Annotated in this window: 15 protein-coding genes; 12 read left to right on the forward strand and 3 right to left on the reverse strand. The window is 55.6% G+C overall.

The window, feature by feature from the left end:
• Positions 1 to 16 precede the first annotated feature (16 nt).
• From nthB to CUN67_RS27655, 5 genes are read left to right on the forward strand one after another with little or no spacing between them, the layout of a single operon-like run.
• Positions 17 to 676: a nitrile hydratase subunit beta gene (gene nthB / locus CUN67_RS27635; protein WP_208718648.1), complete on the forward strand. Its 660-nt coding sequence runs from the start codon at positions 17 to 19 to the stop codon at positions 674 to 676.
• Complete coding sequence (locus tag CUN67_RS27640) at positions 673 to 1,095, forward strand: nitrile hydratase accessory protein (protein ID WP_208718649.1); 423 nt, start codon at positions 673 to 675, stop codon at positions 1,093 to 1,095. Before nthB ends, CUN67_RS27640 begins: the two co-directional genes overlap by 4 nt.
• 34 nt (positions 1,096 to 1,129) lie before the next feature.
• Positions 1,130 to 1,339, forward strand: a complete 210-nt coding sequence (locus tag CUN67_RS27645; protein WP_208718650.1) for a CbtB domain-containing protein — start codon at positions 1,130 to 1,132, stop codon at positions 1,337 to 1,339.
• Between the two features lie 10 nt (positions 1,340 to 1,349).
• The gene (locus CUN67_RS27650; protein ID WP_208718651.1) at positions 1,350 to 2,114 is read left to right on the forward strand and encodes a CbtA family protein; all 765 of its coding nucleotides are present in this window, start codon (positions 1,350 to 1,352) and stop codon (positions 2,112 to 2,114) included.
• Positions 2,114 to 2,698, forward strand: coding sequence for a histidine phosphatase family protein (locus CUN67_RS27655; RefSeq protein ID WP_208718652.1), 585 nt, complete (start codon positions 2,114 to 2,116; stop codon positions 2,696 to 2,698). The genes CUN67_RS27650 and CUN67_RS27655 overlap by 1 nt, the downstream gene beginning before the upstream one ends.
• Here the strand turns inward: CUN67_RS27655 and CUN67_RS27660 are convergent.
• Genes CUN67_RS27660 through CUN67_RS27670 form a run of 3 tightly spaced genes read right to left on the reverse strand, consistent with a single transcriptional unit; the run spans position 2,663 to position 5,252 of the window.
• Positions 2,663 to 3,475: a PfkB family carbohydrate kinase gene (locus CUN67_RS27660; protein WP_208718653.1), complete on the reverse strand. Its 813-nt coding sequence runs from the start codon at positions 3,473 to 3,475 to the stop codon at positions 2,663 to 2,665. The genes CUN67_RS27655 and CUN67_RS27660 overlap by 36 nt on opposite strands.
• A 12-nt stretch (positions 3,476 to 3,487) precedes the next feature.
• On the reverse strand, positions 3,488 to 4,462 hold the full coding sequence (locus tag CUN67_RS27665; protein ID WP_208718654.1) for an SIS domain-containing protein: 975 nt from the start codon (positions 4,460 to 4,462) through the stop codon (positions 3,488 to 3,490).
• A gap of 4 nt (positions 4,463 to 4,466) precedes the next feature.
• The gene (locus tag CUN67_RS27670; protein WP_208718655.1) at positions 4,467 to 5,252 is read right to left on the reverse strand and encodes an ABC transporter substrate-binding protein; all 786 of its coding nucleotides are present in this window, start codon (positions 5,250 to 5,252) and stop codon (positions 4,467 to 4,469) included.
• 226 nt (positions 5,253 to 5,478) lie between these two features.
• Here CUN67_RS27670 and CUN67_RS27675 point away from each other — a divergent pair, with 226 nt between their 5' ends.
• From CUN67_RS27675 to CUN67_RS27705, 7 genes are all read left to right on the forward strand, one after another.
• On the forward strand, positions 5,479 to 6,243 hold the full coding sequence (locus CUN67_RS27675) for a GntR family transcriptional regulator (protein ID WP_208718656.1): 765 nt from the start codon (positions 5,479 to 5,481) through the stop codon (positions 6,241 to 6,243).
• Between the two features lie 210 nt (positions 6,244 to 6,453).
• Complete coding sequence (locus tag CUN67_RS27680) at positions 6,454 to 7,689, forward strand: autotransporter strand-loop-strand O-heptosyltransferase (RefSeq protein ID WP_254711439.1); 1,236 nt, start codon at positions 6,454 to 6,456, stop codon at positions 7,687 to 7,689.
• Positions 7,690 to 7,747: 58 nt separating this feature from the next.
• Positions 7,748 to 11,692 (forward strand): AIDA repeat-containing protein, encoded by a 3,945-nt coding sequence (locus CUN67_RS27685; RefSeq protein ID WP_208718657.1) that lies wholly within the window; start codon positions 7,748 to 7,750, stop codon positions 11,690 to 11,692.
• A 378-nt stretch (positions 11,693 to 12,070) separates the two neighbouring features.
• Positions 12,071 to 12,940, forward strand: a complete 870-nt coding sequence (locus tag CUN67_RS27690; protein ID WP_254711440.1) for a transporter substrate-binding domain-containing protein — start codon at positions 12,071 to 12,073, stop codon at positions 12,938 to 12,940.
• Between the two features lie 156 nt (positions 12,941 to 13,096).
• Positions 13,097 to 13,795 carry an amino acid ABC transporter permease gene (locus CUN67_RS27695; protein WP_208718658.1) on the forward strand — a complete coding sequence of 233 codons (699 nt, stop codon included), beginning with the start codon at positions 13,097 to 13,099 and terminating at the stop codon, positions 13,793 to 13,795.
• Between the two features lie 10 nt (positions 13,796 to 13,805).
• Positions 13,806 to 14,486, forward strand: coding sequence for an amino acid ABC transporter permease (locus tag CUN67_RS27700; RefSeq protein ID WP_208719563.1), 681 nt, complete (start codon positions 13,806 to 13,808; stop codon positions 14,484 to 14,486).
• 22 nt (positions 14,487 to 14,508) lie between these two features.
• Positions 14,509 to 15,234, forward strand: coding sequence for an amino acid ABC transporter ATP-binding protein (locus tag CUN67_RS27705; protein ID WP_208718659.1), 726 nt, complete (start codon positions 14,509 to 14,511; stop codon positions 15,232 to 15,234).
• The last annotated feature ends 1 nt before the right edge of the window (position 15,235 follow it).

Here is a 15,235-nt window from a genome sequence, read left to right on the forward strand (position 1 = left end):
CTTTTCAGGAGACGCTATGAACGGGATACATGATCTGGGCGGTATGCATGGTATGGGTGCCGTCATTACTGAAGAAAACGAACCTCCTTTTCATCATGAGTGGGAGCGCCGCGCCTTTTCTTTGTTTGCCTCGCTGTTTGTCGGTGGTCACTTCAATGTTGATATGTTCCGCCATGCGATTGAGCGCATGAACCCGGCGCACTATCTCGAAGAAAGCTACTACGAACACTGGATGCATGCTTTCGAGACGCTGCTGCTGGAGAAGGGGGTGATCAGCCTGGATGAGTTGTCCGGGGCGGTGAAACCCGTCACGGCAGCAGCGGAAACAGCGGTGCTACGCCAGGAGATGGTGCAGGCGGTGGTCACCACCGGCGCGTCGGCGCGGGTTGATGTTGCTGTACCTGCCAGCTTTAGTGTTGGTGACCGCGTCCGGGCGAAAAACATCAACCCCGGCGGACATACCCGCCTGCCACGCTATGTGCGCGGCAAAATCGGCACCATCGTGATTGATCACGGGGTGTTTGTGACACCGGACACCGTTGCCCACGGCCTGGGTGAACATCCGCAGCATGTGTACAGCGTCAGTTTTGCCGCTACCGAGCTGTGGGGAGAGAACGCGCCGTCGAAAGACACGGTGCGTATCGATCTGTGGGACGACTATCTGGAGGCGTTATGAGTACATCGTTTACTGGCCCTGATGCGGAAAACGCGCCGTTCGAGCATCCGTGGCAAGCGCAGGTATTTTCCCTGATCGTCAGCCTGCATCAGGCCGGAAAGTTCAGCTGGGAAGAGTGGGTTGATGTTTTTAGCAGGGAAATCAAAGCCCATCCGATGCAGGAACATGAAAGCGTCAATGATGCTTATTACCGCCAGTGGGTCGCTGCCACCGAGCACATGCTGCTGTCGCTGCAATTGACCGGGCAGGCAGATATTGCCCGCCGCACCGATGAATGGCGGCAGGCCTATCTTAATACCCCGCATGGTATGCCGGTGACGTTATCCAGCGCGGTCTGCCCGCCCGCGCATGATCATCACCACCCGGTCCTGCGTGTTCCGGTGGCGGTCAGCCCGGCAGTAGCGCGCGCCAATCCCTGAATTGATGATTATCAGCCAGATATGAGGAAGAAAAATGGAACGTACCGTTAATGATATTGATGCAGGTCATGCCCCGATCCCGTTCAATGCTGTCTTACCCTGGGCCGCTTTTATTACGCTGATGGTGTTGCTGGCGGTGTATTTTATCGGCGCTGAGCAGGGGGCCACTGCGGTATTCTCCGGCAATCAGATCCATGAGTATTTCCATGATGCGCGGCATCTGCTGGGTTTCCCCTGCCACTAAGGACACCACCATGACTGGAAAACTTCTGTTAAACGGGATGATGGCCGGGATCCTCGCTGGCATCATCGCCTTTAGTTTTGCCCATTTCTTTGGTGAGCCGCAGGTTGATCGGGCGATTTCATTCGAAGAAACCCTTGCCGCACAGCACAGTAACGCTGGCGGGGAGCATCACCATGATCATGATTCCGATGGCGAAGTTTTCAGTCGCGCCACGCAGTCTGGCGCAGGTCTGCTGAGCGGGATGATCCTGTTCAGTGCGGCGATGGGGGGCGCGCTGGCACTGGTCTGGTCGTTATGCTGGCAGCGCACCGGTCCGGCCGGGGCGAGATCACTGGCTCTGGTGCTGTCGCTGGGGGGATTTCTGATCATGAGCCTGATGCCGGGGCTTAAATATCCGCCTAACCCGCCTGCGGTGGGGGATGCGGCCACCATCGGCTACCGGACCTTGCTCTACTTCGTGATGTTGCTGGTCTCCGCAGTGATTGTGGTCACTGCCGCCTGGAGCGCGCATCAACTGCGGGCGCGGCTGGGAAGCTGGAATGCGGCGTTGTGGGGTCTGCTGGCCGCACTGGCGATGCTGATCGTGGCCTGCCTGCTGATGCCGGCGATAAATGAGGTCCCGCAGGGCTTCTCTGCCGATGTGCTCTGGCGTTTCCGCCTGAGTTCGTTCGGCACGCAGCTGACCATGTGGTGTGCCACCGGGCTGCTGTTTGGCGTGTTTGCCGAAAAGACCGTGCAGAATCCTCGCCACCGCTTCGCGACGGCAGGATACTGATGGCCGCTGTACTGCAACTGATTTGCCAGGGGGAGACCCTGGCAAATCGCCACTCACGTTTTCCCGCCAATGATGCTCTGAGCGACGCCTCCCGGCTGGCGGCGCACAGGATGCAGGGTTGCATTGAAGCCGACAGTAAAATATGGCTGGCACCGGCGTTAGCGGCGCAACAAACGGCACAGGCGCTGGGGGTTGCGGGGCATAGCGCGACAGCACTGGCGGAACCAGCCTGTGGGCTTTGGGCGGGGATGCCGATCAAAGCGGTGATGACGCAGCATGGCGAAGATTTTCAGCGCTGGTTAGCCGGTGAGGCCGCACCTGGCGGGGAAGGGGTGGCGCAACTGGTGCTGCGCACGGGTGAATGGTTGTCCGGTCGTGTCGCCGAGCGTCAACCGCAGTGTGCCATCGTCTCCGCTGCGGTTATCCGCGCGGTGGTTATTGGTTTGCTGGGGGCACCGGTCAGTGCTTTCCGGTTGATTGATATCGCCCCGCTGAGTATCACGACCCTGCGGGGCGACGGCAAACGCTGGCATCTCACCAGCATTAACTCAGTAAGATTCGCCTTCGCCGAAGGCTCCCTCTAACAGGCAAATTTTCGCGGCGAAATGCGCCCCGGCCTGTAACGCTGCGGGGATATTTCCCTCAGCGCGCAGGTTCAGCAGAAATGCGGTGATAAACGCATCACCGGCACCTAACGTATCCACCGGCGTGACCGCTTCCGGTTGCTGCTGATACTCCGTTTCTCCGTCGAACAGCATGGCACCCTCTGCACCGCGCGTGGCAACGGCATAGCGACTGCCCGCCTGCACCGCCTGCGTCAGCAGCTCACGCGTGGCAGCCAGCGACCATCCGGCACAGGAAAAAAAGGCCACGTCGAGCCAGCGGCATAATGGCAACGCCTGATCGATGACAAAGTCATCGGAGAAATCATAGGTCAGCCAGCCCGGAAGCTTTGCCAGCTCAGGCAGCTGCGCATCGATATAGCTGTAGCTGCTGGTGTGGATCAGCGCAAAATCCGCCAGCCAGTCACGATGTTGCAGCACAAAATCCATCGATTCGGTCTGGCGCACCCCGCCAAGGTTAGAATCGAGAAACACCCGTTCGCCTTGTTCGAGGGTCAGGCGCGCATAGCCATTTTCGCCCTCCGCCTGACGGCAATAACGCGTATCGATACCGCGTTTTGCCAGCGTGCGCATCACATGGTCTGCCGCCGCATCGTTGCCGAAGATACCCAGATAGGCCGCTGAGGCATCCAGCATCGCGGCATACACGCTGAAATTCAGCGCGTTGCCACCCGGATAGCGCACGCGGCGGTGCTCATATTTATCGACAACGTTGTCGCCTACGCCAATCACTTTCATTGCCCGCGGTCCTTAGTATTCCACTACGCCCATATAGCGACGGGTTGAGAGCGGATGCTGGCGGATTTCAGCCAGCGCCGCACGGTAGTCGCACATGATGCTGTAAAACAGCACGGGGTTAAAGTAGTCAACCACTGACACCGGCAGGGCATCCAGACCCAGCTCGCGGGCATCCACCACCACGGTTTTGTCGTTGTAACGATTGAGGAATCCCAGCACACGCTGATCCAGACCACGGGTGCGGCCTTCATTCATTAACAGAATAAACGGGACGTGATTGTCGGTGACTTCAAACGGACCATGAAAGAATTCCCCGCTATGAATCGAGGCGGCATCGAGACGCTGCATTTCCATCAGAGAACAGATGGCAAAGCCATAGGCGTGTCCGTATGAGGCGCCACTGGAGAGCACATAAAACAGCGATTCATGCTGATATTGCTGCGCGAAGTCGGCGCAGCGGGCGGCCACCTGGGTGCGGGCCTGGCGGATCACCTGATCGATCTGACCAAAGCTCTGCTGGAAATCATGCCATCCGGCGTAATCTTCCACCTGGCGCAGCACATCAACGCACAGGCTGAGGATCAGCGCCATTGGGTTTTCAGTGACCAGCGTGTCATCACCCCATTGGTACAGCAGGTTATGGTCGGCCCATTGCAGCAGTTGCGCTTCGGCATTGTGGGTCAGGGTGATGGTGGCGGCTCCCCGGGTTTTCGCCAGCTGGGCGGCGGCGACAGATTCCGGCGTATTACCACCATGTGAACAGACGATAACGATTGACGACTCACCTAACGCATGGGGTGTGGCATAGACAAATTCATTGGCTGTCATCATCCACGAGCGCAGGTTTTCACCCTGCTCATTCAGGAAATAGTGCGCCGGGTACATATCTACCAGCGAACCCCCACAGGCCACAAGGAACACCTGACGCACCGGTTTATGCTGAAAATGGCCGCTCATCAGGGAGGAAATAATGGATTGGGTCTGCATGGAGTTATTCACCGTAAATATTGAAATCAAAGTATTTTTTAGCTAAACGATCGTAGGTGCCGTTGGCGCGAATGGTGGCGATGGCTTGGTTAAAACGGGCCTGTAACGCGGTGTCGCTCTGACGCAAGCCGATACCGGTACCCGGTCCAAAGATCTCGTCATCCTTAACCTGCGGCTGGATCATCGTGAAGTTTTTGCCCTGGGGTTTGCTTAGCAGGGCTTCGGTGATCACCACCGCATCATCCAGCGTGCCATCGAGGCGACCATTGGTCAGATCGGCATACACCGATTCCGCATCCGGATAGGCAATCACTTCCACACCCGCATTACGCCAGTATTTGTTGGCATAGTTTTCAAACACCGAACCCTGCTGCACGCCGATACGCTTACCTTTCAGCGACTGTGCTGAAGGCGTCAGTCCACTGCCTTTGGCGGTAATCAGGAAGGCGGGGGTGTTGAACAGTTTGTCGCTGAAAGCGATGGCTTTTTTGCGTTCGTCAGTGATCGACAGAGAAGAAAGGATGGCATCAAATTTTTTCGCTTGTAGTGCCGGAATCAGCCCGTCAAAGCTGTTCTGCACCCACGAGCATTGCACCTTCATTTCCGCGCAAATCGCATTGCCCAGGTCAATGTCGAAACCGACAAGTTGACCGCTGGCATTTTTCGATTCAAAAGGCGGGAAAGTGGGGTCGATGCCAAAACGCAGTGGATCTGCGGCCATCGCCGTGTGGACACAACCAAAAATTGTTAACGCTGCGGCCATCACGGTGATGGTTTTTTTTATTTTCATTATTGTTTCCCTGGTGTTGTATTTATACCTAAAAACAGACCATATAGATTGATTTACACGCAATCTGATGGTTATAGCAACAAAAATTCGCAGGGATGGCGTAAAAAAATCAGCGTGGTATGTTAAGCTTATTTACCAAATTACAAGCTTATCAATCATTTTTATTTTTTAAATCAAATGATTGGTTTTTAAATTCTTTTTAAATGACACCAGAACAAAACAGACCATGAACAATCCAGAAAAGCAGACCAGAAGGCCGCGCAGAAGTTATCTTGATGCGCGCAAACGCTTAGTTGAAATACTCAATTCGCCCGATTTCAACAGCGGCGATCAGATTCCGGCAGAACGCGAGTTGGGCGAGATGCTGGGTATCAGCCGGATGACGGTGCGCAAGTTGCTGGCGGAATTAATTGATGAAGGCTTGCTGGAACGGCGCGGGAATCAGGGGACATGGCTGGTCGATACCGCCATTGAACGTCCGCTGCAACCGGCGCTGGGGATCAGTAAAATTCTTGAACTCAATGGCGCGGTGCCCAGCAGCCAGTTGATTTTCTTTCACATTTCTTCAGCCAGCGCGCGTATTGCACGGTTGCTGCACATTGAAGAAGGGGATGACTTAGTGATGATTAAACGTCTGCGTCTGGCGGATGGTCATCCTTTCTGCATTGAAACCAGCTATTTACCACGATCGCGTGTGCCCGATTTAAGCGCAGAGATGCTGGAAAAAGAAGGCTCCCTCTATCGCCTGCTGGCGGAACGCTACGCCATTCATGATGTTTATGATGAAGGGACCCTCCGTGCCGCTGCGATGAGTGAAGAGGAACATCTGTTGTTGCAGGCGAAACCAGAAAGTCCGGCACTGGTGTACCGGGGGGTGATTTATGACAGCCAGCGTCAGCCAATTGAATATCTGGTTTCAGTGAACCATCCGCAACGGGTCGCTTTCCGCATCAATGGCGGATTGAATGCCGTGGATATCACCGCGCCGTGAATTGAGAAAAGCCGCCTGTCACGCGGCTTAAACTATTTTTACTGAACACCTCTACTGAAAACCCCAATCCCTCCGATAACCCCTCCATGTTGGTTTCAAATTAAGAATGTTCTTATTTTAAGAGCATCATGGAGTGTGTGTGAGAGAAATGATTTTCCGGTCAGAGTGGCAGGTTCGCTGGTTACAGGTTAAACACAGCGGCGGTCTGCCATGACTGAAATTATCCCGGTTGTTGGCATCCCTGCATCTGCGCCTGGCAACGCCGCTGCATCCGTCGCTTATCCATTCGTTCTTCCGCCAGAACGCCCCTCCATCAAGGGACCGGCTGGCATCTTCTACGACTTTAATGATGGTGCCCGGCTACTGTTGCCGGCGGGGCGCTGGCGCGTTGCCTTACTGGACGATGATTCAGGCAACGTCCTGTTCAGCTGTGAATCCGGCGCTGGCTGGGTCACGTCCGCCAAAAAGTATTTTGTACGTTTTCGTATACAGGTCTGGCGCGGCGATGAAGTGACGCCCTTGCTGGATGAAACCCTGTCGCTGCAAGACCGGGACGTGCTGATTTCCTTCCCCACCGGCACGCTGGGCGACCTGCTGGGCTGGTTCCACTACGCGGAACGCTTCCGTCTGCTGCACGGTTGCCGCCTTGAGTGTGCGATGGCACCCAACATTATTCGCCTGCTGGAAGGTCAGTATCCGCACATCCGCTTCTCCGCCACGGATGCGGTTGTGCAGCGCGCACCTTACGCCACTTACCGCATTGGTCTGTTTTTCGGCGGCAACGACACGCACCAACCGATCGACTTCCGCCAGGCGGGTTTTCATCGTATTGCCGGACACATCCTTGGCGTTGACCCCCGGGAGGAGGCTCCGCGCCTGAATCTGAGCGCGCCGCGCACCATTACCGAGCCTTACGTCTGCATCGCTGTTCAGTCCACGGCTCAGGCCAAGTTCTGGAATAACGGACACGGCTGGGCGGAGGTGGTGGCACACCTGAAGGCGCTGGGCTACCGGGTGCTGTGTATCGACCGTGAGGCCCGTACCGGCCGCGGTTTTGTCTGGAACCACATCCCCTACGGCGCTGAAGACTTCACCGGCAATCTCCCCCTGCAGGAGCGGGTGGACCTGCTGCGTCACGCCAGCTTTTTTATCGGCCTGGCGAGCGGGCTGTCCTGGCTTGCCTGGGCCGCGCAGATACCGGTAGTGCTGATCAGTGGCTTCAGCCTGCCGGGGGCGGAATTTTACACCCCGTGGCGCGTATTCAGCAGCCACGGTTGCAGCGGCTGCTGGGACAGCCTGCATGAAACGTTCGACCACCAGGACTTTTTCTGGTGCCCCCGCCACAAGGGAACCGACCGGCAATTCGAGTGCACCCGCCTGATTACTGGAAAGCAGGTCTGTCGCGTGACGGACCAGCTCCATGCACAGCTGCGTGGGCAGCCATAAAAACGACACACAAGGTGACGTGTTCATCTGCAAACACTAAAACAAGAGAGACAGGGAAATGAATAAAGCTTACAGGATCGTCTGGAGCGCAGCGCGCCAGGCGTGGGTAGTGGCATCCGAGCGGGCTGGCAGCGGTGGACGTCCACCGATGGCGGTGAAGAAAGCAGCATGCGCGATCCTGCTGCTGGGGAGTGGCATCACGTCGCCAGTATGGGCAGTGACTTATAGTGGGACCGTTGTTTCAGGAAGCCAGGTTTCACAAACACTGAACAGTGGTGATACCTCGATCGGCGTTACCGTGACCAGCAATGCCGACCAGTACGTTAGTAGTGGCGGTGTCGCGACATCAACCACACTGACCGGTGGCGGTAAGCAAACGATTTATGCCGGAGGTTCAGCGGTCGTCACCACGTTGAGTGACAGTGCTGCTCAATACGTCAGAAGTGGTGGCGTGGCCACAAACACGACGCTCAGCACCCGAGCGATACAGTATGTGTCATCAGGGGGAACTGCTGCTGCAACAATATTGAATAGTGGCGGAAGCATGACGGTGGCAAACAATGCTTTTGCCATCGATATGACGATTAACTCAGGTGGACGGGCGGTGATTGGAGGTGGCACAGCCAGTTTCATCGCGCTTAATTCAGGTGGATATTTAACCGTAGGGGCCAGCGGTGTTGCGACGAATATCACTCAGCAGTCAGGAGGATCATTAACAGCCGACACCAGCACTACGATCAACGGCACCAACAGCCTGGGGTCCTTTTATATCAGTGGCGGACATGCAGATAATCTCCTGCTGGAGAATACCGGCATATTAACTGTGCTGTCTGGCACCAGCGCGACCAACACCACCGTTGGCTCTGCGGGAGCGTTAGCAGTCAATAGCGGCGGAACAGCACTTGGGACCGTGGTGAACAGCAGTGGTAACCAGATCATCCTCAGCGGTGGTTCTGCCACTGCTACTGTCCTGAATGGCGGAATGGAGACGGTCACCGGGACCGCAACGGGCACCACGGTTAACCTGAACGGGGAGCAATACGTCAGCGCGGGAGGCCTTGCCATCGGCACTGTCCTGAATTCATCAGGGATCCAGCAAGTCTACGGCACCGCCACCTCTGCTACGGTGAATTCCCGCGGCACACAGTATGTTGAGAGCGGTGGCAGCGCCAGCGCAACCACCGTCGCGGGTGGAAATCAGTTCGTCAACATCGGTGGGTCGGCGACTGACACGGTGGTCAATTCCGGCGGCCAGATCAATAACCTCGGCAGCGTCACCTCCGCCACGCTTAATGATGGCGGATTTATGTTCCTCTACAGCGGCGGTTCGACTGATTCGACGCTGGTCAACTCTGGCGGCGGAGAATACGTCAATTCCGGCACATCAAGTACCTCAGCCATGGTGAACGATGGTGGTTACCAGACCATCTACGCCGGGGGTGAAGCCATCGCTGCCACCATGGCGGGTGGCACACAGCAGGTGTTTGGTGAGGCCACGTCAACCACGTTGAACGCTGGCGGCACCCAGTATGTCTACAGCGGCGGTACGGCTAGCGGGACGGTGATCGGTAATGATGCCGCACAGGGCATCTATGGAACGGCCAACTCAACCACGGTGGAGGCGGGGGGCGCACAGTATGTTTACAGTGGCGGCAACGCAAACTGGACTACCGTGACTAACAACGGTTACATGAACATCAACAGCGGCGGCACGGCATCCGATGCCACTGTGAACTCCGGTGGGACGTTGTATGCCGATGATGGCGCTATTGCCACCGGTCTGACGCTGGCATCCGGCGCGATATTGCATACCAGCACCGGCGCAACTCTGGCCGGTACCAATGCGCTGGGGGCATTTTCCATCAGCGGTGGTCAGGCGCAAAACGTGCTGCTGGAGAATAACGGTTTTCTGCATGTGGAAACCGGTGGCTCGTCGCTGGGGACGGTCATTAACCAGGGCGGCTGGGAGTACATCACCGGCACTGCCACTGGCACCACGGTGAACGCAGGCGGGGTACAGTCGGTGAAAGTGGGCGGCACGACGACCGGCACTATCGTCAACTCGGGCGGCGAGCAGGATGTTGAGGGCACCGCGTTCTCAACCACTGTCAACTCCGGCGGTACGCTTTCCGTATTTAACGGCGGCATCGCTTCCAGTTCGGTCATCAACGACGGCGGTCTCCTTGCGGTCAGCAGCGGTGGTACCGCCACTGACACCACGGTGGCGGCGGGCGGTTTGCTGAACATTGCCGATGGCGGCGTTCTGACGCTGGCAAACAGCAGCTTCGTCAACGACGGCGTCACCACCTATGACACCAGCAGTAGCGCATCCCTCAACACCGATATCACCGGCAGCGGCCAGCTCACCAAGACGGGATCCGGTACACTTACGCTGGGGGGCACCTTCAGCCAGACGCAGGTTAACCTGAATGATGGCGCGCTGATTATGGATGGCCTGCAGGCCACCACCAACATTGTGGCGCAGTCCGGTACGTCGTTGTCGCTGGTCAACAGTACCACCCTGACCGGTATCATCGACCCGACTGACGTGAACATTGATGATAGCAGTAGCTGGAATATCACCGGTGACTCACTGGTCGATAGCCTGACGAACGCAGGCAGCATTGCCTTCGTCCATTCATCGGGCGCGTTTACGCCGTATACGCTGACCGTAACCAACCTGATCGGCAATGGCGGCACCATCACGCTCTACACCGTGGCGGGCGACAGCAGTTCACCGATCGATAAACTGGTGATTGATGGCGGGCAGGCGACGGGTAGCACCGGTTTACTGGTGCTGAACCGGGGCGGACTGGGTGCACAGACCACCGGCAACGGCATCGCGGTGATCCAGGCGATTAACGGGGGCACGACCGATGTCGGTGCGTTTACCCTGAATCAGCCGCTGGTGGCAGGTGCGTACTCCTACAGTCTGTACCGCAACGCTGACCAGAGCTGGTACCTGACTTCACAGCTGACGCAGTCGACCGACACGGATACCGGGACTACCACGCCGGACGAGGGCAGCGACACCACGCCGGTCAGCGGTACCACCAACTACCGTGATGGCATGTGGAGCTACGCGGCTCTGCCGTCGCTGTCGCTCGACTTTGACCGCCTGGTCGCAGGCTCGGCTGATACGCGCTTCCACTACGCGCCAGACAGCCGTGTCTGGGGACGTCTGGTGGCGGGCCATCTGCGCCATGCTGACAGCGGCAGCCTGACAGGCGGCAGCGTACCGGAAAGCAGCAGCGCGTACAGCTTCCTGCAACTGGGTGGGGATCTCTGGCAGCTCGATGGTGCGAACGCCGCCTGGCGGGCAGGGGTGTACGGTGCCACTGGCCTGATGCGCAGTGACGTCTGGCGCGACGGCGGCAGCAGCGCGGCGGGCACGGATCGTGACACCTCTTACACCGGTGGTGTGTACCTGTCAGGCCGTAGTCACGCGGGTTTACATGTTGATGGTCTGCTGCAGGCAAGTCGCCACAGCCTCTCGACCAACTCGAACGATGGCACGCGTCTGTCGACCGACGGCACCGGCTGGCTGGCCTCGGCAGAAGTCGGACAGGCTTTCAACGTCGGATCCAACCTGTCACTGGAACCGCAGTTGCAGTACACGGTACAGGGTCTCAACGTGGATGATGCACAGGATGAGGCAGCGTCACTCAGCTGGTCCAACAGTCATCGCCAGTCGGTCCGGGCTGGGCTGAAGCTGAGTACCGCGCAGGATGTGAAGGCGAAGATGAGCTGGTGGGTTACCCCATCGGTAACACAGAGCTACGGTGGTCACAGCGGTGTGACGGCATCGGTGCCGGGCGTAGCTGGCTCGGAAGCGTCGTTCAGGAGCAACCTGTCGGGTACTGGTGTTGGAATCAACGGCGGCATGGACGCGCGTATCCGTCAGAACGTGACGCTGGGCGTGCAGGCTGGCTGGTCTGATGCGCTACACGGTGCGGAATCCGGCGGCTATTACGGCCAGGTCAGACTGGGCGTGTCGTTCTGATAATCAGTGGGTAACAGGCCGGGCATCACTGCCCGGCTTTTTTATTTTCGCTAATAACAACAGTCATTCCTCAATACTTCCTGGCCCTGTTATGGAGCATCCTCATCCCTAAAATAGTGCGCTGGATCTCACTATTTTCTGCTATTTCCTTGCCGAGCCGTACTCGCGATCCTTTCTGATCACCATGAGAAATACCTCATAACAAATTGATAAATAATCAATAAATTTATTAACGGTATCAGTAGCGCAAGATGGCACCCTTTATGCATTATCAAAATCATAATGGCATTATGAAAATGCACTTTATTTTGAGTGAGTGTGGGTTAAGCAGGCCAGGACTTACGTCTGGCGTCGTTTTGCTTCTATGAGGATCTCCCTGTGGCTAAATATGCAATCAGCTGTACCCGGCAAAGAAAAACCATCAGCGCTGTCGTTCTGACCAGCTCAATTCTCGGGCTGTTTGGCGTGAGTGGCACTGCATCCGCTAATCAACTTGCGGACATCAAAGCACATGGCGAGATGGTGTGCGGCACACTCTCCACCACCGAGCCGATGGGTTTTACCGATGCTAAAACCCGTAAAGTTGTTGGATTCGATGTGGATGTCTGTCAGGCATTGGCCGATCAACTCGGCGTGAAGATGGTGCAAAAAACCCTGTCAGTAGAAGCACGTATTCCTGAATTGCAGATTGGCCGGGTTGATATTCTTTCTGCTGCGCTCGGTTACACCGCTGAGAGGGCAAAGCAGATTGATTTCACTTCGTCACATTTCCAGGTGCCACTGAAAGTCCTGGTTCCGGTTAGCGATGGCGATAAATCGCTGGCGGATTTGGACGACAAGCGCGTCGGCATGACCTCCGGATCCACATCCGAATATTGGTTGCGCAAATCTTTCCCGAAAATCAGCGTCGTCACCTATCACGATTCCCCGTCGGCTTTTCTGGCTCTGCAACAGCGGAAAATCAGCGGTCAGGCATTCGCGCAAACGTCAGGCATACGTTATGTGCAGGCGGGTAAAGGTAAATATGCCTTTATTAACCAGCCGATTGGCTGGGAACCCAATGCGCTGGGCATAAGAAAAGGCGAGCCTGAATTTCTGGCGGCCGTTAACGCCGCCCTGGAAAAAATGGAACAGGAAGGCAAACTTGATGCCATCTGGAATAAATGGCTGGGTAAGGGAACCGTTTATAATATTGAGCGGGAGCACAAGTTAGAACCGATTGAACAAGTCAAACTCAGTACCGAATAAATCGCCTGAAAAAATAGATGATGACAATGCCGCATCTGCTGACGGTGCGGTAGCCATGATGTTTTTTTTGCACGCAACGACTGTCAACCTCTATACGCAGTTATCTCATTAATTTTTATTTTTACAGATCTCGCTGCGTTAAGGAGCTGAGTTGAAATGGTAAGTTTTGATCCTATGTCATTACTGCATGGTGCCTATTTGCAGTGGTTGATAACGGGGCTGGAAACGACGCTAAGTCTTTTTGTGTTGTGTCTGTTTTCCAGTTTTATTCTGGCATTATTTCTGACTGCAATGCGTATTTCAGGGATTACTCCTTTGCGGTGGTTTGTCGCTATTTATGTCGAATATCACCGTAATGTCCCGGTATTGGTTCAGTTGCTGCTGTGGTATTTCGGCTTATCGGCCATTTTACCCGATATGTTGTCGCAATGGGTCAATGCGCACGGCAGCGAATTCTTTTTTGCCTATGTGGCGTTGACGCTGAATACTGCAGCATTTATGTCCGAAGATCTCCGCAGTGGCTTACGTTCCATTGCCAGTGGCCAGATGGAAGCCTGTCGGGCGCTGGGGCTCACCTTCGCCCAGGCCATGCGGGATGTGATTTTACCGCAGTCGATTCGCGTCTCTGTCCCACCCTTAATTAATCAGTCACTGGCGTTGTATAAAGCCACCAGTCTGGCAATGGCCATCAGCGTTGCCGAGCTGACGTATGCGGCCAAACAGATTGAAAATGAGACTTTCAAAACCTTTGAGGCCTTTGCCATTGTCTCGGTGATTTATCTGCTGGGTTCGCTGCTGATCGTCGGCATCGGCTTTGCTTACGACCGCTTTATTTACCACGCCGGGAGCCGATAAGATGAACGATATGCTTTCAATCGTGGAGAACTATCGCGACCTGATTCTGGTTGGCGCTTATCCAGACGGCCCGCTGGGGGGATTAGCGCTGACATTGCTGATTGCGGCCGCCGGTTTGATCTGCGCATTCCCGTTGGCGATATTGATCGGCATTGCCCGTACCAGCAAACATAAAATCATCTATGTTCCGGTCACATTCTTTTCCAGCGTCATTCGTGGCCTGCCAGTATTGATGTTGGTTTTCTGGTCTTATTTTGCTGTGCCCTTAATATCCGGCCATGCTATTTCTGGCGTCAAGACGCTGACGGTGGCGCTGATTATCTACGAAATGGCTTTTTTAGGTGAGGTTGTCAGGGCAGGCATCAATGCTATTCCAAAAGGGCAAACTGAAGCGGCGCGCACCCTGGGGATTAGTTATACCCGAACGATGTTTGAAATTATTCTGCCGCAGGCATTATTCAACATGATCCCCAGTATTCTGAATCAGTTTATCAACCTGATTAAAAATACCTCGCTGGGTTATGTCATTGGTGTCGCCGAATTAACCTACTCTGCTTACCAGATCAATACGCTGGAATTAACTAAGCCGTTGCAGGTATTTGGCGTGCTGGCAATTATCTATTTCATTATCTGTTTTTCGCTGACGCGGCTGGTTGGAAAACTGGAAAGCGTTCTCAGGAAAAAACATTAAGTTAACGTGCAGGAGAGGGCAGATGTTAAGAATTGAAAACGTTGAGAAATGGTATGGACCCAATAAAGTCCTCAACAACGTCAGCGAAGTGGTCGATAAAGGCGAAGTCGTGGTGGTATGCGGACCATCAGGGTCAGGAAAATCGACCCTGATCCGTACCATCAACCGCCTGGAAGACATTCAGCAAGGACGGATTCTGGTCAACGGCGTAGACAGCCGTGCGCAAAATACTGACCTGAACCAGTTCCGCAGCAATATCGGTTTCGTTTTTCAGCAGTTCAATTTATTTGCCAACCTCACCGTGTTGCAAAACGTCACGCTGGCGCAGCGCCGGGTGCGCAGGAGCAGCAAACGCGAAGCGGACGAGGTTTCAGTGGCGCTACTGGAGAAGGTAGGGCTGGCGGCGAAACTGCACGCTTATCCCCATCAGCTCTCGGGCGGGCAGCAGCAACGCGTGGCCATCGCCCGCACCCTGGCGATGAAGCCTCCGGTCATGCTGTTCGATGAGCCGACCAGTGCACTCGATCCGGAAATGGTGGGTGAAGTCCTGCAGGTCATGAAGCAACTCGGAAAAGAAGGTATGACCATGGTGTGTGTCACCCACGAAATGGGGTTCGCCAGGGAAGTGGCCGACCGGGTGATATTTATGGATCGCGGTGAAATCCTTGAACGCGCTAAGCCAGAAGATTTTTTCCATCATCCCCAACATCCGCGCGCACAAAAATTCGTCGCCGATATTCGCCACTGAC

The organism is Pantoea cypripedii (assembly GCF_011395035.1).
GTDB classification, from domain to species: Bacteria; Pseudomonadota; Gammaproteobacteria; order Enterobacterales; family Enterobacteriaceae; genus Pantoea; species Pantoea cypripedii_A.

Excerpts from the sequence above, each read along its gene's own strand:
- CUN67_RS27700 (WP_208719563.1), top strand. The coding sequence starts at position 13,806 with ATGCTTTCAATCGTGGAGAACTATCGCGACCTGATTCTGGTTGGCGCT.
- CUN67_RS27660 (WP_208718653.1), bottom strand. The coding sequence starts at position 3,475 with ATGAAAGTGATTGGCGTAGGCGACAACGTTGTCGATAAATATGAGCAC.
- CUN67_RS27650 (WP_208718651.1), top strand. The coding sequence starts at position 1,350 with ATGACTGGAAAACTTCTGTTAAACGGGATGATGGCCGGGATCCTCGCT.
- CUN67_RS27645 (WP_208718650.1), top strand. The coding sequence starts at position 1,130 with ATGGAACGTACCGTTAATGATATTGATGCAGGTCATGCCCCGATCCCG.
- CUN67_RS27665 (WP_208718654.1), bottom strand. The coding sequence starts at position 4,462 with ATGCAGACCCAATCCATTATTTCCTCCCTGATGAGCGGCCATTTTCAG.
- nthB (WP_208718648.1), top strand. The coding sequence starts at position 17 with ATGAACGGGATACATGATCTGGGCGGTATGCATGGTATGGGTGCCGTC.
- CUN67_RS27655 (WP_208718652.1), top strand. The coding sequence starts at position 2,114 with ATGGCCGCTGTACTGCAACTGATTTGCCAGGGGGAGACCCTGGCAAAT.
- CUN67_RS27640 (WP_208718649.1), top strand. The coding sequence starts at position 673 with ATGAGTACATCGTTTACTGGCCCTGATGCGGAAAACGCGCCGTTCGAG.
- CUN67_RS27675 (WP_208718656.1), top strand. The coding sequence starts at position 5,479 with ATGAACAATCCAGAAAAGCAGACCAGAAGGCCGCGCAGAAGTTATCTT.
- CUN67_RS27680 (WP_254711439.1), top strand. The coding sequence starts at position 6,454 with ATGACTGAAATTATCCCGGTTGTTGGCATCCCTGCATCTGCGCCTGGC.
- CUN67_RS27705 (WP_208718659.1), top strand. The coding sequence starts at position 14,509 with ATGTTAAGAATTGAAAACGTTGAGAAATGGTATGGACCCAATAAAGTC.
- CUN67_RS27685 (WP_208718657.1), top strand. The coding sequence starts at position 7,748 with ATGAATAAAGCTTACAGGATCGTCTGGAGCGCAGCGCGCCAGGCGTGG.
- CUN67_RS27695 (WP_208718658.1), top strand. The coding sequence starts at position 13,097 with ATGGTAAGTTTTGATCCTATGTCATTACTGCATGGTGCCTATTTGCAG.
- CUN67_RS27670 (WP_208718655.1), bottom strand. The coding sequence starts at position 5,252 with ATGAAAATAAAAAAAACCATCACCGTGATGGCCGCAGCGTTAACAATT.